This window comes from Novosphingobium sp. UBA1939, assembly GCF_002336885.1.
Taxonomy (GTDB): Bacteria; Pseudomonadota; Alphaproteobacteria; order Sphingomonadales; family Sphingomonadaceae; genus Novosphingobium.
The window spans coordinates 5720-26797 of sequence record NZ_DDFB01000148.1; the positions used below are offsets into that span (position 1 = coordinate 5720).

Below are 21078 nucleotides of genomic sequence, written 5' to 3' on the forward strand. Positions count from 1 at the left end.
GCGGAATCGAAAGGCGCATCGACGATCGCGTCGAACGGATCGGGCTCGCCAGTATCGGTGGTATCGGTCGCCATGTGAACGTCCTAGCAACGCGAAGCGGACAGGGGAACTCTGTGGATGCCGAAATCCCCCGCTTTCCGGGCGGTTTCAGACGCGCTGCATGTCCCGCGCCTCGGCCGGGATACGCACTTCCAGCCCATCGAGATCGGCGGTCAGCAGGATCTGGCACGACAGCCGGCTGGTGCGGCTGACGCCGGCGGCCAGATCGAGCATGTCTTCCTCGTCGTCCACGGCGGCGGGCAACCGGTCGAACCAGTCCGGCGCGACGATGACATGGCAGGTGGAACAGGCCATCTGCCCCTCGCACGTGCCTTCCAGCGGCATTCCGGCGTTCTGGCCCAGTTCCAGCAGGCGCTGTCCTTCCGCGCCGTCGACCACGACGCGCTCGTTTTCGGGCGTTACGAAGGTGACTCGGACCATGGCAATGCAACTCCCTGCGACCCAGCCGCGGCGATGATCGCCGCGACACCCTCATCCAGATCCTCTTCCCTCGTATAGCGCCCGAAGCCTAGCCGGATCGCGGTTTTGGTATCCCTGTCCGAAAGTCCGATCGCGCGCAAGACATGGCTTGGCCTGCCGGAACCGCTAGCGCAGGCCGAACCCGCCGAAAACGCCACGTTCCGGCATTCCGACAACAGCCGCGCCACGTCCAGCCCGGCCAGCCGCAGGTTCAGGTTGCCGTGCCAGCGCGCCGTCGCGCTGCCGTTCAGCGTCCAGCCGGCCAGCGCCCCGCGCGCCCTTTTCCACAAGTTGTCCACATGCGCCGCATCACTTTCCCGCAGCGTTGCGCACAGGGCCGCCGCCGCGCCGAAGCCGGCGCAGAGCGCAGGCGAAAGCGTGCCGGATCGCAGCCCGCCTTCCTGCCCGCCGCCATGGATCAGCGGCTTCAGGTCGATCCCGTCGCGCACCCACAGCGCGCCGATGCCCTTGGGGCCGTAAAGCTTGTGCGCCGAGATGGCGATCAGGTCCGCGTCCGGCGGCGGCGCGATCTTGCCCGCGCCCTGCACCGCATCGCACAGGAACAGCGCGCCTTGCGCATGGGCGCGCCGCGCCAGTTCGGCGACCGGCTGGATCGTGCCGATCTCGTTGTTGACCTGCATCACCGCAACCAGATCGGCCCCGGCCGGCAATGGCACGTCGGCAGCGACCAGCCCCTGCGGATCGACCGGCAGCAGCGCCACGCCGGGATCGGCGGCGCGCGCGGTATCCAGCACCGCCGCGTGTTCGATCGCGGAAACCGCCAGCCGCCGCGCGCCGCTGCCGAAAATGGCAAGGTTGAGCGCCTCGGTCGCGCCCGAGGTGAAGATCACGCGCCCGCCCGCCGGCAGCAAGGCCGCCACCTGCTCGCGCGCCACCTCCACGGCCGCCGCCGCAGCGCGCCCGGCACGGTGCGGGCTGTGCGGATTGGCGAAGCCCGGCGCTTCAGGCCCCGCCAGCCAAGGCATCATCGCCTCTCGCGCTTCGGGCGCGAGGGGCGTGGTCGCCTGATAGTCGAGATAGATCACGCCCGCATGCTCCCGGCGATGTCCCGCCAAACCGCCACGAACCGCACGATCGCGGCCTCGTCCGTCTCGCGCCCGATGCTCACGCGCAGCACCTCGCCGGCCGCCTTCACATCGAGGCCCATCGCGGACAGCACATGGCTGGGCCGCAGGCTGCCCGAGGAACAGGCGCTGCCGGCCGATACCGCGATCCCCATGCTGTCGAAGCGAATCAGCTGCGCGGCCGATGAAATGCCGGGCATCCGGTAGCCGCCGATCGTGGGACAGCGCGGCGCGGCGGACGCGATGATCTCCGCCCCCGCCGCCTGCAACTGGGCGTCCAGCAGGCCGCGCAGCCGGCCCGCTTCGGCCATCCAGCCATCGCCGGCTTCCAGCGCCGCCGCCATGGCCAGCGCTCCGGGCAGGTTCTCGGTGCCGCCGCGATAGCCGCGTTCCTGCCCGCCGGGCGCTTCCAGCAGCGCGAAATCGCGAATGAGCAGCGCGCCGATGCCGATCGGCCCGCCGAACTTGTGTGCCGAAAGCGCGATCAGGTCCGCCTCGGGCAAGGCGATCTTGCCCGCGCCCTGCGCCGCGTCCGCCAGCAGGATGCCGCCGGCGGCGCGCACCAGCGCGGCGATCTCCGCCAGCGGCTGGATCACGCCGGTCTCGCTGTTGACCTGTTGCACGCAGACCAGCGCGCGTGGACCATCGGCCAGCAGCGCTTGCAGCACGGCAAGATCCACCCGCCCGTCCGCATCGACCGGCAGGCGCGCCGCATCCACCCCCGCCGGGCGCAACACCGCCTCGTGCTCCACCGCCGAAACAACAACCCGCTCCGCTTTGGCACGACGGATCGCCAGCGCCAGCGCCTCGCTCGCCCCGCTGGTGAACACCGCCTCGCGCTCCCACCCCAGCGCGGCCTTCACCCGCGCCCGTGCGCCTTCCAGCAAGGCGCGCGCGGCGCGGCCGGGTTTGTGCGGGCTGGACGGGTTGGCCCAGGCATCGAAGCCCTGCGCCAGCGCGGCGCGCGCCTGCGGCAGCAGCGGGGTGGTGGCGGCATGGTCGAGATAGAGCGGTTCGGCAGGCAAGGAATCACGTGTCCCGTTATGATCGCGCCGGAAACATTGCTTTCGGGGGCGGCGTTTCTATATAGCCCTTCGTTCCAATTCCCAGCCCCGGCATTTTCCGCCGGCGCGGATTTGCAAGCAGGATAACCAGGTCACACGATGCCCGCAGTCATCTTCCCCGGTCCCGAAGGCCGCCTTGAAGGCCGCTTCCAGCCCGCCACCCGGCCGCGCGCGCCAGTGGCCATGATCCTGCATCCGCACCCGCAAGCCGGCGGCACGATGAACGATCGCATCACGCAGGCCCTGTACAAGACCTTCGTGGCGCGCGGTTTCGCGACGCTGCGCTTCAACTTCCGCGGCGTCGGGCGCAGCCAGGGCAGCTTCGACAACGGCATCGGCGAACTGTCGGACGCGGCCGCCGCGCTCGACTGGGTGCAGTCCATCCACCCCGAAGCCTCGACCACGTGGATCGCCGGCTACAGCTTCGGCGCGCTGATCGGCATGCAGTTGCTGATGCGCCGTCCGGAAATCCGGGGCTTCATCTCGGTCGCGCCGCCGGCCAACATGTATGACTTCAGCTTCCTCGCCCCCTGCCCCGCCTCGGGCATCATCGTGCAGGGCAACGCCGATACGGTGGTGACGCCCAACGCGGTGCAGAAGCTGGTCGACAAGCTGCGCACGCAAAAGCACATCACGATCCACCATGACGAGATTCCGCGCGCCAATCACTTCTTCGAGAACGAACTCGACGATCTGATGAAGTCGGTCGACAATTATCTGGACATGCGGCTTTCGCCGGACTGTCCGATCAAGTGACCGGAACCGGTGGGCCTGCTTAGGCACGGCCCGCCGGTCCGCTGGGCAAAGCCCTATTGCGGCTGCGTATTCTGCGCCAGCGTATTGCCGCCGGCATCGGGCAGCGTCCAGATGCCGAGGTTCACCAGCATCACCGCCGCCAGCACCAGCATCAGCACGGGGCGCTTGCGCTCCCCGCGCCGGAACAGGACGAACGCGCCCCCTGCCAACGCGATGGCGGCGAGCATGAGCAGGGACAGGACAGCATCGAGCATCGATAGGCGTTAGCTCTTGAGGAAGCCCTGCGCCATCCCCGCGATATCATCGATCACGCTGCCATCCTGATCCTTGTCGAGAAAGCTGGTAACCTTGCCCAGCGCTTCCGGATGGCTGCCGATCATCGAGGCGAACTGACCGAGCGATCCCTCGCCACCGATATGGCCCACGATCTGCTGAAGCACGCCAGCGTCGACGCCCGAATTGGCGGCAGCGGTCTCGATCGTGTCACCCTTGGCCTGGTGGCCGGCGGCCAATGCGGCGATGGCGGTTTCGGCCGTCGCGGGATCGATGCCAACCTTGGCGGCAAGGTTCTTCACATCAACGTTGCTGCTGATCTGGCCGAGAATCGAATCGAAAATGCTCATGAGGAAGACTCCTGCGATTGGGCTCCGAACCACAGCCTAGCGGGACCACGCGACAGTTCCAGTGCAACATTCGCCAGCGCAGCGTAAGTTGTGCTGGACAAAGCCAAAAAGCCGGAGCCGGCAAGCCCTGTTTGACTTCCCACCGCCGCGCGGACAGGGTTGCGGCATGGTTACGCACGAAACGAACGGAATCACCCGCCGCGCCGCCTTGGGCGGCCTGGGCGCCACCGCTGCCGCCGCCTTCGCGATCCCGGCCCGCGCAGTCCCCGCCTCGGCGGCGGACGCCAACGCCCTGCTGGACGGCATCGCGTGGCGTCTGCTGGATTTCTTCCCCGAAACCGCCACAAGCCTTGGCATCGACACGGGCGCCCACGCCGCGCTGCGTGCGAAGCTGGGGGACAAGTCGGCCGCCGCGCAACGTGCCATCGCCGCCCTGCTGCGCGCCGATCTGGCCCGGATGGCCGCTACCGATGCCTCCGGCCTCGACCATTCCACGCGCACCAGCCTGGCCGTGGTCAAAAGCGCCTACCAGACCGCGCTCGATGGGTTCGCCCTGCCCTATGGCGACATCACCGTCGGCAATTACCGCAACACGCCCTATGTCGTGATCCAGAACGTCGGCGCCTATCTCGACGTGCCGAAGTTTCTCGATTCGGATCATCCCATCGCCGATGCGGCGGATGCCGAAGCCTATCTCGCCCGCCTCGCCGCCTATCCCGGAACGCTCGACGCCGAAACGGACCGCCTGCGCGATACGGCAGCGCAGAGAGTGATCGCGCCCGATTTCCTGCTCGACAAGGCGCTGGCGCAGCTCGAAGCCTCGCTGGCCGACGCGCGCCAGGGAGGCGGACTGGTCGATTCGATCGATCGGCGCACGAAGGCGAAAGGCATCGCGGGCGACTGGGCCGGGCGGGCGCGCTCCATCGCCACCGGCAAGGTCGTCCCGGCGCTCGAACGCCAGATCGCCGAACTGCGACGCCAGCGCGCCAGCGCGACCTCCGACGCGGGCATGAGCACCCGCCCCGACGGCGAAGCGTGGTACGCCTGGGCGCTGCGCGCCAGCACCACCACGCGCATGACGCCGGACGAGATCCACCAGCTCGGACAGGAGGAACTGAAGGCCTTGCAGGCGCGGATGGACCCGATCCTGCGCGGGCTCGGGTACACCAAGGGCACTGTTGGCGAACGCATGACCGCGCTGGGCAACGACCCGCGCTTCCAGTTTCCCGACAACGACGAAGGACGCGCCCAGATCGTCGCGTTCATCCAGAAGCGGCTGGACTTCATCCGCGGGAAGCTGCCGCTGGCCTTCCGCAAGCTGGCGCGCGGCAATGTCGAAGTCCGCCGCCTGCCGCTGGCCGAGGAACCGGGCGCGCCAGGCGCCTATGGCGGCCCCGGATCGATCGACGGCTCGGTGCCCGGTCGCATGTGGATCAATCTTCACACCACGCGCCTGCACAGCAAGTACAGCCTGCCCACGCTAGTCCATCACGAAGCCCTGCCCGGCCATGTCTGGCAGGGCGAATACGCGCAGCAACTGCCGGTGATCCGCGCGATTCTGGCATTCAACGCCTACACCGAAGGCTGGGCGCTCTATGCCGAAACGCTGGGCGACGAACTGGGCGCCTACGATGGCGATCCGGTCGGCCAGCTCGGCTATCTCCAGTCAATCGCCTTCCGCGCTTGCCGCCTGGTGGTCGATACCGGGCTGCATTCCCGCCGCTGGTCGCGCGAGCAGGCGATCCGCTGGTTCGCGGAGACCAATGGCTCGGGGATCGACGAGGTGACGAGCGAGGTGGATCGCTATTGCAGCTGGCCGGGGCAAGCCTGCGGCTACAAGATCGGCCATAGCGAGATCCTGCGCCAGCGCGCCCGCGCAAAGGCGGCGTTGGGCGCTCGCTTCGACCTGCGCGATTTCGACGATGCGGTGGTCGGCGGCGGCAACGTTCCGCTCGACGTGCTGGGGCTCAACATCGACGAATATATCCGCACGGCCGGAAAATAGCGCCGCCACACTCGAACGCGGACGATCCGCCTTCGCCTTATCGTCCGCGCAACGCGCCCCAGCGGGCCGCGCCATCTTCGCCATAGAGGCGCGGCACGTCCGGCCCGCGATAAAACTGCGCGAACACTTCCGCGTCGTCAGGCAACAGCACCCACGGCTGCTTGCTTTCGGTGAAGATGTGCACGTCCGGCGGGCACAGGTCGGGATTGTCCAGCGTTCCGACGCGCACGAAGGCGGCCTTATCGCCCGCCCCGCCATAGTGGCTCCACAGCGCCACCTTGCACGCCGGACACCGCACGATTTCCTGACCACGCCCGCTCTGCGATGGCGTCATGACGTGTTCGGGCGAGCCCTGCGCCACTTCCACGCGATCGGTTTCGATCACCGTGTTCAGCGCGAAGGCGCTGCCCGATTCGCGCTGGCACCAGCGGCAATGGCAGCAATGCGTGACGATCGGCGCATCCAGCAGCCGGTAACGGACATCGCCGCATGCACAGCGGCCTTCAGCAAAGACGGTCATGATCCTCTCCCTCTCGGGACAGGATGCGCAGCCCGCCGGCGGCCGTCAACGCCTCAAGCGCTTTCGCACAGTGCCTGCAACTGATCGGTGCAAGCGTTCCAGCCCGCCTCGAAGCCCATCTCCGCATGCTGGCGCATGGCTTCCTCGGTCCAGTGCCGCGCCGAAGCGGTATAGCGCGTGCCATCGCCCTCGGGGGCTACTTCCCAGATGCCGATCATGAACGGCCCGGCCGGCTGAAAATCCGCCGTCACCGCATCCGTCGAAACGAAGCGCCGCCCCTCGTCCCAGGCCAGAAACACGCCTTCCTGGGGCATTTCCTCGCCATCGGGGCCGTACATCACCATCGCGCACCGCCCGCCCGGCCTGCGATCCTGCTCCACGATCTTGGCGTACCACGGCTTCGGACACCACCATTCCTCCTGGCGGTTGACCAGCACATCCCACACCCGCTCCACCGGCGCGGCGATATGGCGGGTAATCGACAGTTCGTGCATCCTCTCTCTCCTCAATCGCGATCCGGCGCGCCCAGCGGGAAATAGGCGCGAAAGGGCCGCGCATCCTCCACGCAGCGCGCCACCGCCGGCAGCGCCAGCAGGTGCGCGCGCCAGGCCTGCAGGCGCTGGCAGGCGTCAGGAATCGGATAGACCCAGTCGGCATAGAACAGCGAAGGCGCGGCCGCGCATTCGATCAGCGAGACCGCATCGCTGGCCGGGTCACTGGCCGCATAGGTTTCCAGCCAGGCATCGATCCAGCGATAGCTGCGGTCCAGCTGGGCCTCCACCCGCGCGCGGGTCGCGGGCGAAAGGGCACCGTCGCGCAGCACTTCGGCCACGCTCTCCTGCATCACGTTCATCACGTAGTTGTCGAACACACGGTCGAGCATCCGCGTTCTCACCGCTTCCGCCGGGTCGGTCGGCAGCAGCGGCGCGGGGCCGGGATGCCGCAGCGCCAGCCATTCGATTATCGCGGTGGATTCGAAGATTTCCACTCCGTCATCAACCAGCAGCGGAAACTTGCCCGCCGGACTGGCCGCCTGAACCCGCTCGGCGTTTTCAGGATGCTCCCCGTCCACGCCCCGGAAGGTGAACGGCGTGCCGTTGGCGTAAAGCGCGATCAACGCCTTCCACGTATAGGAGGAGAACACGTGGCCGTAGAGTTCCAGCGCCATGCTACCCTCGCACCGCCGCTTCGATTGCCGCGATGTCGATCTTGCCCATGGTCATCATCGCCTGGAACGCCCGCTCGCGCACGCCCGCATCGGGATTGGCCAGCGCCTCCGTCAACTGGCGCGGCGTGATCTGCCACGACAGGCCCCAGCGATCGCTGCACCAGCCGCACGCGCTTTCCGCCCCGCCGTTGCCGACGATGGCGTTCCAGTAGCGGTCGGTCTCTTCCTGCGTCTCGGTCGCCACCTGGAACGAGAACGCCCAGCTGTGCGTCACGTTCGGCCCGCCGTTCAGGCCCATGCACGGAATGCCGAGCACCGTGAACTCCACGGTCAGCACATCGCCCGCCTTGCCCGCCGGATAGTCGGTCGGCGCGCGGTGAACGGCGCTCACGCGGCTGTCGGGAAAGGTTTCGGCATAGAACCGCGCCGCGGCTTCCGCTTCCTTGTCATACCACAGGCAGATCGTTGCTCCGGTCATGGTCAGCCTCGCAGCGCGCCGACGATGCCGAACTCCGCCCCTTGCGGGTCCGTGGCGATCACGATCCAGTCGTCGCCCGGAACCTGATGCGGGCCGTGCATCACCTTGCCGCCGGCGTTCTCGATCGCGGCCTTGGCGGCCGTGACGGAGGGAACGCGGAAATAGAGCCGCCACAGCGCGGCGCGCCCTGGCTCGAACAGCGGCAGCATCGCGCCCACGCGCTGGCCGTCGTGATCGATGAAGCAGTAATCGCCCATCTCGCCCATCGGCATCTTCTCGTTGAACTGGAAGCCGAAATGGCGCGCATAGAACGCCTTGGACGCTTCCAGATCGGGGCTGGCCAGCTCGTTCCAGCCCACGCGCTGTTCCGCCGTTGGCGAGAACACGTCGCTCTTCGCGTTTTCCTGGCCCGGCGCGGGCACCGGCGTCATCAGGTACACCGGAACGCCCTGCGGGTCCGAGACCATCGCGATACGGCCGACCGGCAGTTCCGACACCGGCATCAGCACCTTGCCGCCTTCGGCCGTCACCGCCGCCAGCGCGGCATCGAGATCGGTCACGTGGAGATAGGGCAGCCACGCCGGCTTGGCCCCGTGCGCGACCATATCGGCCGACAGGGCCAGCATCCCGCCGGCGCTGCCGCCATCAGCCCGGAGGATGTGGCGGTAATCGACCGGCCCTGCCGCCTCTCCGCCACCTTCCACGGCCCAGCCGATCACCGCGCGGTAGAACGCGCTGGCCGCATCGGCATCGGGCGTCATAAGCTCGTACCAGATAAATCCGCCAGCCATCGTCATTCTCCCATCCGCACCACCGGCGTGAAGCCACCGTAAATCATCCGCTTGCCATCGAAGGGCACCGGGTTGAGTTCGGGGTTCCAGGCATCGTCGCGCATCAGGTCTTCCATCCGCGCGAACACGCTGTCGCGTGTTTCCTTGTCGGGCCATTCGATCCAGCTGAACACGACCGTCTCGTCTTCCGTGGCCTGCACAGCGCGGCGGAAATCCGTGACCTTCCCGTCGGAAACGTCATCGCCCCAGCATTCCCAGATTCGTGTCGCGCCGTGTTTGATGAACAGCGCGTCCGCCTTGCGGGCATGTTCGATAAAGCGTTCGCGATTGCCCGTAGGCACCGCGATCACAAAACCATCGACATAGGCCATATCTCTCTCCCATTTCGGCCGGCTTGAAGCCTTTTGTCATGCGTCGTTTCAGATTGGGGGCGTGTCTCCGCTGGCAACCATCGGGTCCATCCAGAACGGCCCCCAAACGTGCCCGTCCGGATCGGTCACGTCGCGCCCGTACATGAAGCCGTGGTCCTGCACCGGATTGACATCAACCAGACCGCCGTTGGCGCCCGCCAGCTCGACAAAGGCGTCCACCGCATCACGCCCATCGAGCGCCAGCGCGAGCGCCACCTCGCTCGATCCGGCGGCGGGGATCGGACGGTCGGTGAACGATGCCCACTTCTGGTGCGTCAGCAGCATCACGTAGATCGCCTCGCTCCACACCATCGCGGCGGCGGTCTCGTCGGTGAAGCGGGGTTCGTTGGTGAAACCGACCGCCTCGTAGAAGCGGCGCGCGCGGCCAAGGTCGGCCACGGGCAGGTTGACGAATATCATGCGTGTCACTGGTCTGCGCTCCTCTCTTGCGGGACCCGGAACAGGAACTCGAAATAGCGCCGCAAGTGCCGCAGCGCATCGCGCGCCATGTCCGGTGCGGCGCTTTCCTCCTGCGTCTTGGCCACGACGAACGCGCCCTGGATCACTACCTGCACATGGCGCGACAGGCTTTCGGCGGTCGTGCCCGTCACGCCGCGCTGGACCATGGCCTCGGCGATGTCGGCCTCCAGCGCCCTGGCGTTGCCCATGATGCTGGCCTCGCAGGCGATGCGGATCGCCGCGCTGGAGCGGAACGCTTCCTGCACCATCGTTCCCGCCACGCAACTGAACGATTCCACCGGCCCGCCGATCAGCGCCAGCCGCAGGTCGATATAGCCCAGCACCCGGTCGACCGGATCGGCATGATGATGGAACGGCGCTTCCGCGAAGAACGCGCCGGTGCATTCGCTCCAGTAATCCGCCGCAGCCACGCCCAGCGCTTCCTTGGAGGCGAAGTGATGGAAGAACGCACCCTTGGTCACCCCTGCGTGCGCGCAAAGCTGGTCCACGGACGTGGCCGCGAAGCCGTTGCCGCGCACCAGCTGCACTGCCGCTTCCAGCAGCTTCCCCTTCGCGTTGGTGGGCGTCGGTCGGAAGGGGCGATTCGGAACCATGACCCGACCATACCGACCGGTTGGTATGGCGCAAACGAATATCCGTCCTCTCTGGACAAAAACCGCAGAGTCTTCCGGTCTGGGCGGCCGTCGTTGCAGGCGACCGCCCCAGTTCCGCCCTATCCGAGCGTCGCGACCGCTGCCGCCTCGCGCTCCGCCACGGCGCGCCAGCACGGCTGCTCGCCGACGCGCGCGTACCATGCCGCCGTTGCCGGATGCCTGTCCGGATCGGGCGATGGCATCGCATAAGCCAACGTGCGCAAGACGCTCGCCACCGCGATGTCGCCGATGCTGAACGTATCGCCGGTCAGCCAGCCTTCCGCCGGAACCGCGCCTTCCAGATAGTCGAGCATGGGTGCGATCTCGGCCATGCCCTGCTCGGCCGCCGCCTCGTCGCCGGGCCGCCCCAGCACGCGCGGCGCGACGAAGCGGTTGAACACGATCTTGGCGCCGGCCGGCACGATGATCGTATCGGCGAACTCCTCGAACCAGATCGCCTTGCCGCGTGCCCGCGCCTCCGCCGGAAAGATAGCCGGCTCGGGGTGCAAGGCGTCCATGTAGGTGGCGATCGCCGTCGAATCGGACAGGGTGAAATCGCCGTCACGCAGCGCCGGGATCTTGCGGAACGGACTCGCCTCCAGAAATTCAGGCGATGGCGCTCCCGGACGGCCGATCACCGATTCCACCGCGATCCCCTTCACCGCCGCCACCAGCAGCACCTTGCGCACGAACGGCGACAGCGGAAAACCATAGACCTGCATTCGACCTCTCCCTGAATCGTTGCCCGATGATGCCGCAATCGCGCCAAGTGGCAAACCTAGTTGCAGCCGCGCGCGCGGGCGTATAGGCGATGTCGCGATGACCGATATTCCGAACATCCAGCCCGACAGCCGAGCCACCACCGTGCTTCCCGCGCCGGACACCACGATCGACGCGCGCGAAGTCTTTGGCATCGATATCGACATGAAGGTGCCCGCCTTCTCCGAAGCGGACGAACGCGTGCCCGATCTGGACGAAGGCTACGTCTTCGATCCGGACACCACGCTGGCGATCCTGGCGGGCTTTGCCTACAACCGCCGCGTGATGGTCCAGGGCTATCACGGCACGGGCAAGTCCACGCATATCGAACAGATCGCGGCGCGGCTGAAGTGGCCGTGCATCCGCATCAACCTGGACGCGCACATCAGCCGTATCGACCTGATCGGGCGTGACGCGATCGTGCTGCGCGATGGCCTGCAGGTCACCGAATTCCGCGAAGGCCTGCTGCCCTGGGCGCTGCAGACGCCCACCGCTCTGGTGTTCGACGAATACGACGCCGGCCGGCCGGACGTGATGTTCGTGATCCAGCGCGTGCTGGAAACCGAAGGCAAGCTCACGCTGCTCGACCAGAACCGGGTGATTCGCCCGAACCCGTGGTTCCGCCTGTTCGCCACCGCCAACACGGTGGGCCTGGGCGATACCAGCGGTCTTTACCACGGCACGCAGGCGATCAACCAGGGCCAGATGGACCGCTGGAGCCTCGTCGTCGCGCTCAACTACCTGCCGGCCGAGACCGAGATCGCGGTCGTGGCCAACAAGGTGGAAGGGCTGGACAAGCAGACCATCGCCGACATGGTCCGCGTCGCCGACCTGACGCGCAAGGGCTTCGTCAACGGCGACATATCCACGGTGATGAGCCCGCGCACCGTCATCGCCTGGGCGCACAACAGCCAGATCTTCCGCGACGTGGGCTTCGCCTTCCGCCTCTCGTTCCTCAACAAGTGCGACGAAGCGGAGCGCGTGCTGGTGGCCGAATACTACCAGCGCGTGTTCGGCAAGGACCTGCCCGAAAGCGTCGCGCACAAGGCGTAAGGCCGGCGCGGGGGCCTCTGGTCCCTGTGCTCCCCCCGCCCCGTCACCCCGGCGAAAGCCGGGGTCTCGTGCGGCTCGGCGGCACTGTGCCGGGGCTTTCCCGCAACCGCCTGAGACCCCGGCTTTCGCCGGGGTGACGCTTCTCATCCTTTCCAGTTGCGTGCCGAAATCAGCCCCGCTTCAGCCGTTGGGCAGGATCAGGTACTTTTCACCCGTGCGCCGCGCGTTGTATTCCAGCACGGCCTCGCGGCTGAGGATGTCCTTGAGCGGCACCCGCGCCTTGTAGTGGCTGGCGAACGTGGTGGTGATGTTGTCCATCACCCGCGCGCGCATTCGGCCGACGATTTCCGGACCGGCCTTGGCCATGAACGGGGTCAGCAGCCAGCCGGCAAGATCCCAGGTCAGCCCGAACGCGCGGTTCAGCACCGTCGGCCCCAGATCGAGCGCGCCGTAGATATAGACTTTCTTGGGCGTGGACGAACCATAGCGGCTGTAGGCCGCCCCCCGGCTCGCCGCGGCTTCCATCGCGGTCAGGATCTGCCCGGCCAGCGTGCCGCCGCCGATCGCGTCAAAGCCCAGCATCGCCCCGGTTTCGGCAATGGCGTCGATCAGCTTCGGCAGGAAATCGGGCGCGGTGGAATCGAGCACATATTGCGCGCCCAGATCGCGCAGGATCTTCTCCTGCGCCGCGCTGCGCACGATGTTGACCAGCGGAATGCCGTCTTCCTGGCAGATCTTCACCAGCATCTGCCCCAGGTTCGAAGCGGCCGCCGTGTGGACCAGTCCGGTGAAGCCCTCCAGCTTCATCGTCTCGGTAAAGCCCAGCGAGGTCAGCGGGTTGACGAACGCGGAAGCCCCCTGCTCGGCCGAGACGTGATCGGGCAGCGCGATGCAGGCCCCCGCATCGACCACGCGATACTGCGCATAGGCGCCGCCCGGCAGGCAGGTCACGCGCCGGTTCAGCAGCGCCTGCGCCTCGGGCGCATCGCCGGCGGCGATCACCGTGCCCGCGCCTTCGTTGCCCACCGGCATCGCCTCGCCGATCCGCGCCTTCATCGCGCGCACCGCGCCTTCAGGCATCCGCGCGACGAGCCGGCCTTCGGAATATTCCGCGTTCTCGACATCGGCCGGGCCGAACAGCAGCCCCAGGTCCGACGGATTGATCGGCGCCGCTTCCATGCGAATCAGCACTTCGCGCCCCTTGGGGGCCGATACGGTCTGTTCGACCAGTTCCACCGTCAGCAAGCCATCCTCGCCCAGGGTGGACAGCAGTTGCAGGCCTTTGACATCGGACATCTTCATTCTCCCGGATAGATCGCCTTCACGAAGTAGAGCCCTTCCGGGGGCGCGTTAAGTCCTAATTTGCAACGGTCTTTCGCGGCGAGCGCGGCGGCGAGGTCGGCACGGGTCCACATCCCCTGCCCCACCAGCGCCAGGCAACCCACCATCGAGCGCACCTGGTGGTGCAGGAAGCTGCGCGCGGCCGCCTCGACGATCACGTGATCGCCCTCGCGCCGCACGTCCAGCCGGTCGAGCGTCTTGAGCGGACTCGCCGCCTGGCAGTGGACCGACCGGAACGTGGTGAAATCGTGGTGACCGACCAGTTCCTGCGCCGCCGCGTGCATCGCGGCGGCATCGAGCGGCCGGGCGATGCGCCAAGCCAGCCCCGCCTCCAGCGTCAGCGGCGCGCGGCGGTTGGCGATGCGGTATTCATAGGCCCGCCCCAGGCACGAAAAGCGCGCGTGCCAGTCCGCATCGACCACCCGCACGTCCAGCACCGCCACCGCGTGCCGGGCCAGCCGCAGCCGCGCGTTGAGCGCTTCGGACAGACGGAACGCATCGAAATCGCGCGCCAGATCGAAATGCGCGCGCATCGCGAGCGCGTGGACGCCGGTATCGGTCCGCCCCGCGGCGTGGAGCGTCACCACCTGCCCGGTGACCGCGAAGGCCGCCTCCTCGACCGCCTGCTGCACCGAAGGCCCGTGCGCCTGCCGCTGGAAGCCCATGTAGGGCTGGCCGTTCCATTCGAGCGTGAGCGCGAAACGGGTCATGCGGGATGGCTCCCCGACCGGCAGCAAGCCGCCATCAGCCCAGCACCGTTCCGGCCGGGACCGCCCGCCCGCGCAACAGCGCCGCCGTGTCCATCGCCGGCCGCCCGGCGCGCTGGACAATCAATGGACGAAGCGCGCCGGTGCCGCACGCGATCGTCAGCGCATCGTCCAACGCAGTTCCCGGCACTCCCGCGCCAGCCACGACTTCCGCCGCCAGCACGCGATAGCGTTCGCCATCCAGTTCGAAGAACGCGCCCGGCGCCGGCGCGAAAGCGCGCACCTGCCGCTCCACGTCCACCGCCGCCCGGGTGAAATCGAGCCGGCTTTCCGCCTTGTCGATCTTGTGGGCATAGGTCACGCCGTGCTCCGGCTGGGTCACCGGCGGGTGCCCCGGCAGGTCCGCCAGCACCTCTACCATCAACGCCGCGCCGCGTGCGGCCAGTTCCTCCGTCAACGCGCCCGCTGTCTTCCCGTCCACCGGCGTCGACACTTTCGCCAGCATCGGCCCGGTGTCCAGCCCGCGCTCCATCTGCATGATCGTCACGCCGGTTTCCTCGTCCCCCGCCAGGATCGCGCGCTGCACCGGCGCGGCGCCGCGCCAGCGCGGCAGGATCGAGCCATGGACGTTGAGGCAGCCCCGGCGCGGCGCATCGAGCACCGCCTGCGGCAGGATCAGGCCATAGGCGGCCACCACCGCGACATCGGCATCCAGCGCGGCCAGCGCCGCCTGTTCCTCCGCGCCTTTCAGGCTGGCCGGTGTGCGCACCGCGATCCCCAGCGCCTCGGCCGCAAGGTGCACCGGCGAAGGCTGGAGCTTCTTGCCGCGCCCGGCGGGCCTTGGTGGCTGGCTATAGGCCGCGACCACCGTATGCCCCGCCGCCACCAGCGCGCGCAGCGTCGGCACCGCGAAATCGGGCGTGCCCATGAAGATGATGCGCATGGTGTGCGAAAAGCCTTCCGTTTGCCTGCGGTGGCCCTATCTGTGCGGCCATGGCATCGCAAGAGATCGAGGCGCTGGCCGGCGCGCTCGCCCGCCTTCCCGGACTTGGCCCGCGCTCGGCGCGGCGCGCCGTGCTGTGGCTGATCAAGCGCCGTGAAACCGCGCTGACCCAGCTTGTCGACGCGCTCGTCACCGTGCGCGACCGGCTCGTCGAGTGCGACACCTGCGGCAACGTGGATACCAGCAACCCCTGCGGCATCTGCGCCGATCCCCGCCGCGATTCGCGCGCGATCTGCGTGGTGGAGGAAGTGGCCGACCTGTGGGCGCTCGATCGCGCGCATCTGTTCACCGGTCGCTACCACGTTCTCGGCGGGCGCCTGTCCGCGCTGGACGGCGTGCGCCCAGAAGACCTTGCCATTGCCAGCCTGCTTGATCGCGTGGCGGCAGGCGGGATCGACGAAGTGGTGCTGGCGATGAACGCCACGCTCGAAGGCCAGACCACCGCGCACTACATCGCCGAGAGGCTGGAAGCGTTTCCTGTCCGCGTTACCCAGCTCGCCCACGGCCTGCCCGTCGGCGGCGAACTCGATTATCTCGACGAAGGCACGCTCGCCCAGGCCCTGCGCGCCCGGCGGCCGGTGGGATAGCGGGGATTCGCGACGAACTGCAGCCGGACGAAGCCGCGTCGTCCCAAGCCTCGCCCCCTAACCGCAGCGTCCCTTGCGACTCCGCCACAACGCGCTTATCTGCGCTCCATGGCTATCCGCGAAATCATCGAAGTTCCCGATCCGCGCCTCAAGCAGGTGTCCGCACCCGTCACGACGTTCGACGACGAGTTGAAGACGCTCGTCGCCGATATGTTCGAGACGATGTACGATGCCCCCGGCATCGGTCTCGCCGCGATCCAGGTGGGCGTGCCGCTGCGCGTGCTGGTGATCGATCTCCAGCCCGATGACGAGGACGCGGAGCCGGAAGTGTGCACCGCGCACGGCGGCCACCACCACACGCACCAGCCGACCAAGCGGGAACCGCGGGTCTTCATCAATCCCGAGATTCTCGATCCTTCGGAAGAGCACGCCATCTACAACGAAGGCTGCCTCTCGGTGCCGGAGATCTACGCCGAAGTCGAACGCCCCGCGCGCATCCGCGCCCGCTGGCAGGACGTGGACGGCACGGTGCACGAAGAGGACATGGAAGGCCTGCTCGCCACCTGCCTCCAGCACGAGATGGACCATCTCGAAGGCATCCTGTTCATCGACCACCTCTCCCGCCTCAAGCGGCAGATGGCGCTCAAGAAGCTGGAAAAGCTGCGCAAGGCTGCTTGAGCAGCCAAATCAGTTGCACAATCTCATGCTGATGGTACGTTCTCTCTCTGTTCCAGAGAGGGAGGTGCCTATCGATTCGTCTAAACGCTTGTAGGTAGCGTCGTAACCTTACGCTCCTGACTGCGCCTGAGATTATACGCATGGGCACAAACCAACGCGAGAACGGCAACGCCGGAACTGGACAGAAGAAGCCAGATGCCTAGCCGCCCGGATCAAGAAACCTTTGTTCTCCTGCCTCACTATTCTCATCTGCATCAGGAATTGGCAAAAATCACAGCGAAAGGTCCCCGATATGGACCGTATGTATTCGCTGTGTTGCCTATACGACGGTGTACACTGGTTGATCATCGCGCCTTGCGGAACAATTTTGGCTTGTTCCGCAAGGGGTTTTGCATCTGACGCAGAAGCACTCGTCGACCTTCAGAGGCACCTCTGAGGGTCTTGCAGCACACGTTGCCGGCGGAGTTCTGCTCCGTCGGCAATTGTGGAGGATGTTGACTGATGGACTCGCCCTTTCTCCTGCTCGTTTTCCTGATCGTCGCCCTCGTTTTGGGTCTTGCGATCGGCTGGTTTCTGGGCGGGCGGCCCGTGGCCGACTGGCAGCAGCGCCATGCCGAGCGGGACAGCGCGGCCAAGGCTCACGAAGCCACGGTCAAGGCGATGACGGTCGATCTCGCGGCGATGAGCGAGCGGGTGAAGTTGCTCGATCAGGTGACCGGGGAACTCGCCGCGATCCGCCAGGAACGCAACGCGCTCGCCTCGCAACTGGCCTCGGCCACGGAACGCGCGCGCCATGCCGATGCGCTCGCCGCAGAGCTCGGCACCGCGCGCGAGGAGCGCGAGGCGCTGCGGGCCGAAGTCGCGCGGATGAAGGCCGACGCCACCAACTTCGCCGAGCGCGAGCGCCTGCTGATCGAAGCGCGCGAAGCGCTGCGCAAGGAATTCGAGGCTGCCGGCGCCAAGGTGCTGGAAGGCGCGCAGGAGGCGTTCCTGCGCCGCGCCGCCGATCGCTTCGAACAGAGCGAGAAGACCAGCGCCGAACGCCTGCGCACGCTGCTGGCGCCGGTGGGCGAACGGCTCCAGAAGTACGAACAGCAGGTGCAGGAGCTCGAAGCCAAGCGGGTGGATTCGTTCGGGCAGTTGTCGGGCCTGATCCAGTCGATGCGTGATGGACAGGAAGCCGTGCGCGCCGAAGCCGCGCGGCTGGGCAATTCGCTGCGCAACGCGCCCAAAGCGCGCGGACGCTGGGGCGAACAGCAATTGCGCAACCTGCTCGAACAGTGCGGGCTTGCCGAACACACCGATTTCGTCACCGAGCATTCGATCGACACCGAGGATGGCCGCCTCCGCCCGGACGCGATCGTGCGCATCCCCGGGCAGAAAAGCCTGATCGTGGACGCCAAGGTCTCGCTCAACGCCTATCAGGACGCGTTCGCGGCCGACACGGACGAAGCCAGGGAACATTTCCTCACCCTGCACGCCACCTCGATGCGCAACCACATCCAGCAGCTTGGCGCGAAATCCTACCAGAGCCAGTTCGACGACGCGCCGGACTACGTGGTGATGTTCGTGCCGGGCGAACACTTCGTCGCCGCCGCGCTCGAACACGATCCGGGGCTTTGGGACTTCGCCTTCGAACGCAAGGTGCTGCTCGCCACGCCCACCAACCTCGTCGCCATCGCGCGCACCGTGGCGATGGTATGGCGACAGGACACCATCGCGCGCGAAGCCGTGGAAATCGGGAAGGCTGGGACCGAGCTTTACGATCGCCTCGCCACCGCCACCGAGCATCTCAAGCGCGTGGGCGGGGGGCTGAACAGCGCGGTCGAAAACTACAACAAGTTCGTCGGCAGCTTCGAACGCAACGTCCTCTCGGCCGGCCGCCGCCTGCGCGACAAGGGCGTTTCGATCGGCAAGCGCGAGATCGAGGAAGTCTCGCTCGTCGAATCCGCGCCGCGTTATGCCGAAAGCATGGCGGTAGAGCCTTCGGAACTTCCCGCGCCGCAACCGGTTGATACAGAGGACGACATCGCAGCGACGGCGGGGTGAAATGAAAGTACGGGGGCGATGGCTGGCATTCGCGGCGCTGAGCGTACTGGCCGGCTGCGACCGCGCCGCGCCCGAGCAGCAGGCTCCCGTGGCCGCGCCTCCCGCCCAAGCCGCGTCGGACCCGGCGGAGGCAAGCGCCACGCCCGAACCCGAACCGTCATCCGCCCTCTCGCCTTCCCCCACGCCCAGCCCGACACCGAAAGAGGCGCGCTATGCCCCGCGCGAGGACTGCGACAAGGCGCCTGGGTGGAAAGCGTTTCGCGGCCGGCTGGCGACAGCGGTCACCGCGCGGGATGCTGGCGCACTGGCCGCGCTGGCCGATCCCAACATCCGGCTCGACTACGGCGGCGGCAGCGGCGCCGACGAATTGAAGAAGCGGCTGGCCGATCCCAAGGCGGGTCTGTGGCAGGAGCTGGACCGTATCCTGCCGCTCGGCTGTTCGATCGAAGGCGGGCTGGCGGCGATGCCCTGGTACTTCTGGAACGTGCCCGACGACGGTGATCCCTATACCACGATGCTGGCAACCGGCCCGGACGTGCCGCTGCGCGCCACGCCTTCGGCTGCCGGAGAAACCCGCGCCACGCTCGACTGGGCCATGGTGTCGATCGCGTCCGAAAGCTTCGATCCCAAGGCGCGCTTCACCCGGGTCAAGCTGATGGCCTCAGGGCAGAACGGCTATGTCGAAACAGCGAAGCTGCGCAGCGTGATTTCCTATCGCCTGATCGCGGAGCCACACGATGGCGGCTGGAAAATCACCGCGCTTATTTCGGGCGATTAGCCTTTGGATTTGGCCGTGGGCGCACCGTGCAGTTCCAGCGTGTGCCCGCCGGATTCGATCCACAGGCGATCGCCGTTGCGCCGGAAGCGCGGGGCACCGGACAGGAGAGCGTTCACCGCTTCCTCCTGCTGCCCCACCAGTCCTTCGCAGAACATCCGCGTCGAAATCAGCGGACCGGCAATCAACCGATCGCCCTCCACCCGGTATTCGCCACCGATGCCATTGCAGCCGACGCTGGCGGAAAGGCGCGTTTCCGCAAAGCCCATCCGCGCCCGATCTGGCGCGGCGGGGGCCTTTCCGTCGATGCTGGCGATCGTCCATTGCGTGCCGACAAGGCCGGGCGCGCCACCGGCCGCCGGCGTCGTGCAGCCTCCGGCCAGCAGGCTGGCCGAAAGCGCGAAGGCGGCAAGGATCGGAACGTTGCGCATGATACCGTCTTATAGAACGGCGCGATGATCATACGATTAACGCCGATGGCGCCGTTTCACCCCTCGAGCGACGCCAACACCTCGTAGGCCAGCACTGCCCCGGCCACCGCCGCGTTCAAACTGTCGGCCCGCCCCTTCATCGGCATGGTCACGCGCAGATCGCAGGCCATTTCGTAGTCCTCGGGCAGCCCGCGCGATTCGTTCCCGACCATTACGAAGCAAGGCGCAGCGTAAGGCGCACCGCGATAGGGCACCGCCTCCCGCAGCGACGCCGCCACGAGTTGCCCCTCGCCCGCGCGCAGCCAGCCGATGAAATCGTCCCAACGCGCCTGGGCAAGCCGCTGGGTGAAGATAGCCCCCATGCTGGCGCGCACCGCTTCGACCGAGAAGGGATCGGCGCAATCGTCGAGCAGGATCAAGCCGCCCGCGCCCACCGCGTCGGCCGTGCGCAGCATGGTGCCAAGGTTGCCCGGATCGCGCATGGCCTGCGCCACCAGCCAGATCGGCGCGGCGTGGCGGTCGATCGTGGCAAGGCCGGTATCCCATTCGGCGAAGACGCCGGCCACAGCCTGCGGATTGTCCTTGCCCGTCACCTTGGCGAGCAAGTCTTCGGGCAGTTCGAGAACATCGCCCCCGGCAGCGGCGACGGTCTGTTCCAGCACATCGAGCAAGGGGTGCGGATCGCGTCCCTGCGCCATCAGCAGGATTTCCGGCACGCGGCCGCCCTCGCGCGCGTCGGTCAGCAGGCGCAACCCCTCGGCCAGAAAGCGCTGCTCGCGCTTGCGGTGCTTCTTGTCGCGCAAGGAGCGGACGAACTTGACGGTCGGGTTGGAGAACCCGGTGATAACCTTGCGCACCGGCCGGTCAGTCCTCGCCGAAGCCGTCCTTGATCAGGCCGGACAGCTTCATCAGCACGTTGTCCGCCTCACCTTCCGGGCCGGAGACGATCACGTCGACCGTGTCGCCCTTGGCCGCACCCAGCATCATCAGCCCCAGGATCGAGCCGCCTGCCGCCTCGGTGCCGTCCTTCGCCACCTTCACGTCCAGCCCGGCGGGCAGCTTGGCCACCGCGTTCACGAACTTGGCGCTGGCGCGGGCATGAAGGCCGCGCTGGTTGACGATGGTAACGGTTTCTCGGGCGACGTAGCTCGATTCAGCCATGCT

Annotated in this window: 27 protein-coding genes; 7 read left to right on the plus strand and 20 right to left on the minus strand. The window is 67.4% G+C overall.

What is annotated here, in order from left to right; translation table 11 throughout:
- Positions 1-147 precede the first annotated feature (147 nt).
- Genes B3547_RS19780 through B3547_RS19790 form a run of 3 tightly spaced genes read right to left on the minus strand, consistent with a single transcriptional unit; the run spans position 148 to position 2629 of the window.
- Positions 148-480 (minus strand): 2Fe-2S iron-sulfur cluster-binding protein, encoded by a 333-nt coding sequence (locus B3547_RS19780; RefSeq protein ID WP_124808442.1) that lies wholly within the window; start codon positions 478-480, stop codon positions 148-150.
- Positions 459-1565 (minus strand): cysteine desulfurase family protein, encoded by a 1107-nt coding sequence (locus tag B3547_RS19785; protein ID WP_292966258.1) that lies wholly within the window; start codon positions 1563-1565, stop codon positions 459-461. Before B3547_RS19785 ends, B3547_RS19780 begins: the two co-directional genes overlap by 22 nt.
- Entirely contained in the window at positions 1562-2629 is a 1068-nt protein-coding gene (locus B3547_RS19790) for a cysteine desulfurase family protein (RefSeq protein WP_292966261.1), read from the minus strand. Before B3547_RS19790 ends, B3547_RS19785 begins: the two co-directional genes overlap by 4 nt.
- A gap of 138 nt (positions 2630-2767) precedes the next feature.
- On the opposite strand from B3547_RS19790, the gene B3547_RS19795 reads away from it, so the two are divergent.
- On the plus strand, positions 2768-3424 hold the full coding sequence (locus B3547_RS19795) for an alpha/beta hydrolase (protein ID WP_124808439.1): 657 nt from the start codon (positions 2768-2770) through the stop codon (positions 3422-3424).
- 53 nt (positions 3425-3477) lie between these two features.
- On the opposite strand, the gene B3547_RS19800 is transcribed toward B3547_RS19795, so the two are convergent.
- Both B3547_RS19800 and B3547_RS19805 read right to left on the minus strand, forming a co-directional pair.
- Positions 3478-3678, minus strand: coding sequence for a hypothetical protein (locus B3547_RS19800; protein ID WP_124808438.1), 201 nt, complete (start codon positions 3676-3678; stop codon positions 3478-3480).
- 9 nt (positions 3679-3687) lie between these two features.
- Complete coding sequence (locus tag B3547_RS19805) at positions 3688-4047, minus strand: hypothetical protein (RefSeq protein ID WP_124808437.1); 360 nt, start codon at positions 4045-4047, stop codon at positions 3688-3690.
- 166 nt (positions 4048-4213) lie between these two features.
- Between B3547_RS19805 and B3547_RS19810 the strand changes: the two genes are divergently transcribed.
- Positions 4214-6052 carry a DUF885 domain-containing protein gene (locus tag B3547_RS19810; RefSeq protein WP_292966265.1) on the plus strand — a complete coding sequence of 613 codons (1839 nt, stop codon included), beginning with the start codon at positions 4214-4216 and terminating at the stop codon, positions 6050-6052.
- A 37-nt stretch (positions 6053-6089) separates the two neighbouring features.
- On the opposite strand, the gene B3547_RS19815 is transcribed toward B3547_RS19810, so the two are convergent.
- From B3547_RS19815 to B3547_RS19855, 9 genes are all read right to left on the minus strand, one after another.
- Entirely contained in the window at positions 6090-6572 is a 483-nt protein-coding gene (locus B3547_RS19815) for a GFA family protein (protein ID WP_292966268.1), read from the minus strand.
- A 53-nt stretch (positions 6573-6625) separates the two neighbouring features.
- Complete coding sequence (locus tag B3547_RS19820) at positions 6626-7066, minus strand: SRPBCC family protein (RefSeq protein ID WP_292966271.1); 441 nt, start codon at positions 7064-7066, stop codon at positions 6626-6628.
- Between the two features lie 11 nt (positions 7067-7077).
- On the minus strand, positions 7078-7740 hold the full coding sequence (locus B3547_RS19825; protein ID WP_292966274.1) for a glutathione S-transferase family protein: 663 nt from the start codon (positions 7738-7740) through the stop codon (positions 7078-7080).
- A gap of 1 nt (position 7741) precedes the next feature.
- On the minus strand, positions 7742-8218 hold the full coding sequence (locus tag B3547_RS19830; RefSeq protein WP_292966277.1) for a VOC family protein: 477 nt from the start codon (positions 8216-8218) through the stop codon (positions 7742-7744).
- Positions 8219-8220: 2 nt separating this feature from the next.
- Positions 8221-9009: a VOC family protein gene (locus B3547_RS19835; RefSeq protein ID WP_292966280.1), complete on the minus strand. Its 789-nt coding sequence runs from the start codon at positions 9007-9009 to the stop codon at positions 8221-8223.
- 2 nt (positions 9010-9011) lie between these two features.
- Positions 9012-9380 (minus strand): DUF1428 domain-containing protein, encoded by a 369-nt coding sequence (locus B3547_RS19840; protein WP_292966283.1) that lies wholly within the window; start codon positions 9378-9380, stop codon positions 9012-9014.
- A 48-nt stretch (positions 9381-9428) separates the two neighbouring features.
- Positions 9429-9848, minus strand: a complete 420-nt coding sequence (locus tag B3547_RS19845; RefSeq protein WP_194918071.1) for a VOC family protein — start codon at positions 9846-9848, stop codon at positions 9429-9431.
- Positions 9845-10492 carry a TetR/AcrR family transcriptional regulator gene (locus B3547_RS19850; protein WP_292966288.1) on the minus strand — a complete coding sequence of 216 codons (648 nt, stop codon included), beginning with the start codon at positions 10490-10492 and terminating at the stop codon, positions 9845-9847. Before B3547_RS19850 ends, B3547_RS19845 begins: the two co-directional genes overlap by 4 nt.
- Before the next feature lie 119 nt (positions 10493-10611).
- Complete coding sequence (locus tag B3547_RS19855; RefSeq protein WP_124808427.1) at positions 10612-11253, minus strand: glutathione S-transferase family protein; 642 nt, start codon at positions 11251-11253, stop codon at positions 10612-10614.
- 97 nt (positions 11254-11350) lie between these two features.
- On the opposite strand from B3547_RS19855, the gene cobS reads away from it, so the two are divergent.
- Entirely contained in the window at positions 11351-12343 is a 993-nt protein-coding gene (gene cobS, locus B3547_RS19860; RefSeq protein ID WP_124808426.1) for a cobaltochelatase subunit CobS, read from the plus strand.
- 180 nt (positions 12344-12523) lie between these two features.
- Here cobS and B3547_RS19865 read toward each other — a convergent pair whose 3' ends face one another.
- From B3547_RS19865 to fmt, 3 genes are read right to left on the minus strand one after another with little or no spacing between them, the layout of a single operon-like run.
- Positions 12524-13639, minus strand: a complete 1116-nt coding sequence (locus tag B3547_RS19865; RefSeq protein WP_292966292.1) for a zinc-binding dehydrogenase — start codon at positions 13637-13639, stop codon at positions 12524-12526.
- A 2-nt stretch (positions 13640-13641) separates the two neighbouring features.
- The gene (gene truA / locus B3547_RS19870; protein ID WP_125956636.1) at positions 13642-14394 is read right to left on the minus strand and encodes a tRNA pseudouridine(38-40) synthase TruA; all 753 of its coding nucleotides are present in this window, start codon (positions 14392-14394) and stop codon (positions 13642-13644) included.
- Between the two features lie 34 nt (positions 14395-14428).
- Positions 14429-15334 carry a methionyl-tRNA formyltransferase gene (gene fmt, locus B3547_RS19875; protein WP_292966297.1) on the minus strand — a complete coding sequence of 302 codons (906 nt, stop codon included), beginning with the start codon at positions 15332-15334 and terminating at the stop codon, positions 14429-14431.
- A 50-nt stretch (positions 15335-15384) separates the two neighbouring features.
- On the opposite strand from fmt, the gene recR reads away from it, so the two are divergent.
- The 4 genes from recR (at position 15385) to B3547_RS19895 (ending at position 19486) form a co-directional block, all read left to right on the plus strand.
- Positions 15385-15981, plus strand: coding sequence for a recombination mediator RecR (recR, locus tag B3547_RS19880; protein ID WP_124808422.1), 597 nt, complete (start codon positions 15385-15387; stop codon positions 15979-15981).
- Between the two features lie 108 nt (positions 15982-16089).
- On the plus strand, positions 16090-16659 hold the full coding sequence (def, locus tag B3547_RS19885; protein ID WP_125956642.1) for a peptide deformylase: 570 nt from the start codon (positions 16090-16092) through the stop codon (positions 16657-16659).
- A gap of 501 nt (positions 16660-17160) precedes the next feature.
- On the plus strand, positions 17161-18708 hold the full coding sequence (rmuC, locus tag B3547_RS19890) for a DNA recombination protein RmuC (protein ID WP_292966303.1): 1548 nt from the start codon (positions 17161-17163) through the stop codon (positions 18706-18708).
- 1 nt (position 18709) lies between these two features.
- Positions 18710-19486 carry a hypothetical protein gene (locus B3547_RS19895; RefSeq protein ID WP_292966306.1) on the plus strand — a complete coding sequence of 259 codons (777 nt, stop codon included), beginning with the start codon at positions 18710-18712 and terminating at the stop codon, positions 19484-19486.
- Here the strand turns inward: B3547_RS19895 and B3547_RS19900 are convergent.
- Genes B3547_RS19900 through B3547_RS19910 form a run of 3 tightly spaced genes read right to left on the minus strand, consistent with a single transcriptional unit; the run spans position 19483 to position 21075 of the window.
- Entirely contained in the window at positions 19483-19914 is a 432-nt protein-coding gene (locus B3547_RS19900) for an META domain-containing protein (protein ID WP_124808418.1), read from the minus strand. The genes B3547_RS19895 and B3547_RS19900 overlap by 4 nt on opposite strands.
- Positions 19915-19970: 56 nt before the next feature.
- Positions 19971-20771, minus strand: a complete 801-nt coding sequence (locus B3547_RS19905; protein WP_292966309.1) for a TrmH family RNA methyltransferase — start codon at positions 20769-20771, stop codon at positions 19971-19973.
- 7 nt (positions 20772-20778) lie between these two features.
- Positions 20779-21075 carry an HPr family phosphocarrier protein gene (locus B3547_RS19910; protein WP_124808416.1) on the minus strand — a complete coding sequence of 99 codons (297 nt, stop codon included), beginning with the start codon at positions 21073-21075 and terminating at the stop codon, positions 20779-20781.
- Positions 21076-21078 lie beyond the last annotated feature (3 nt).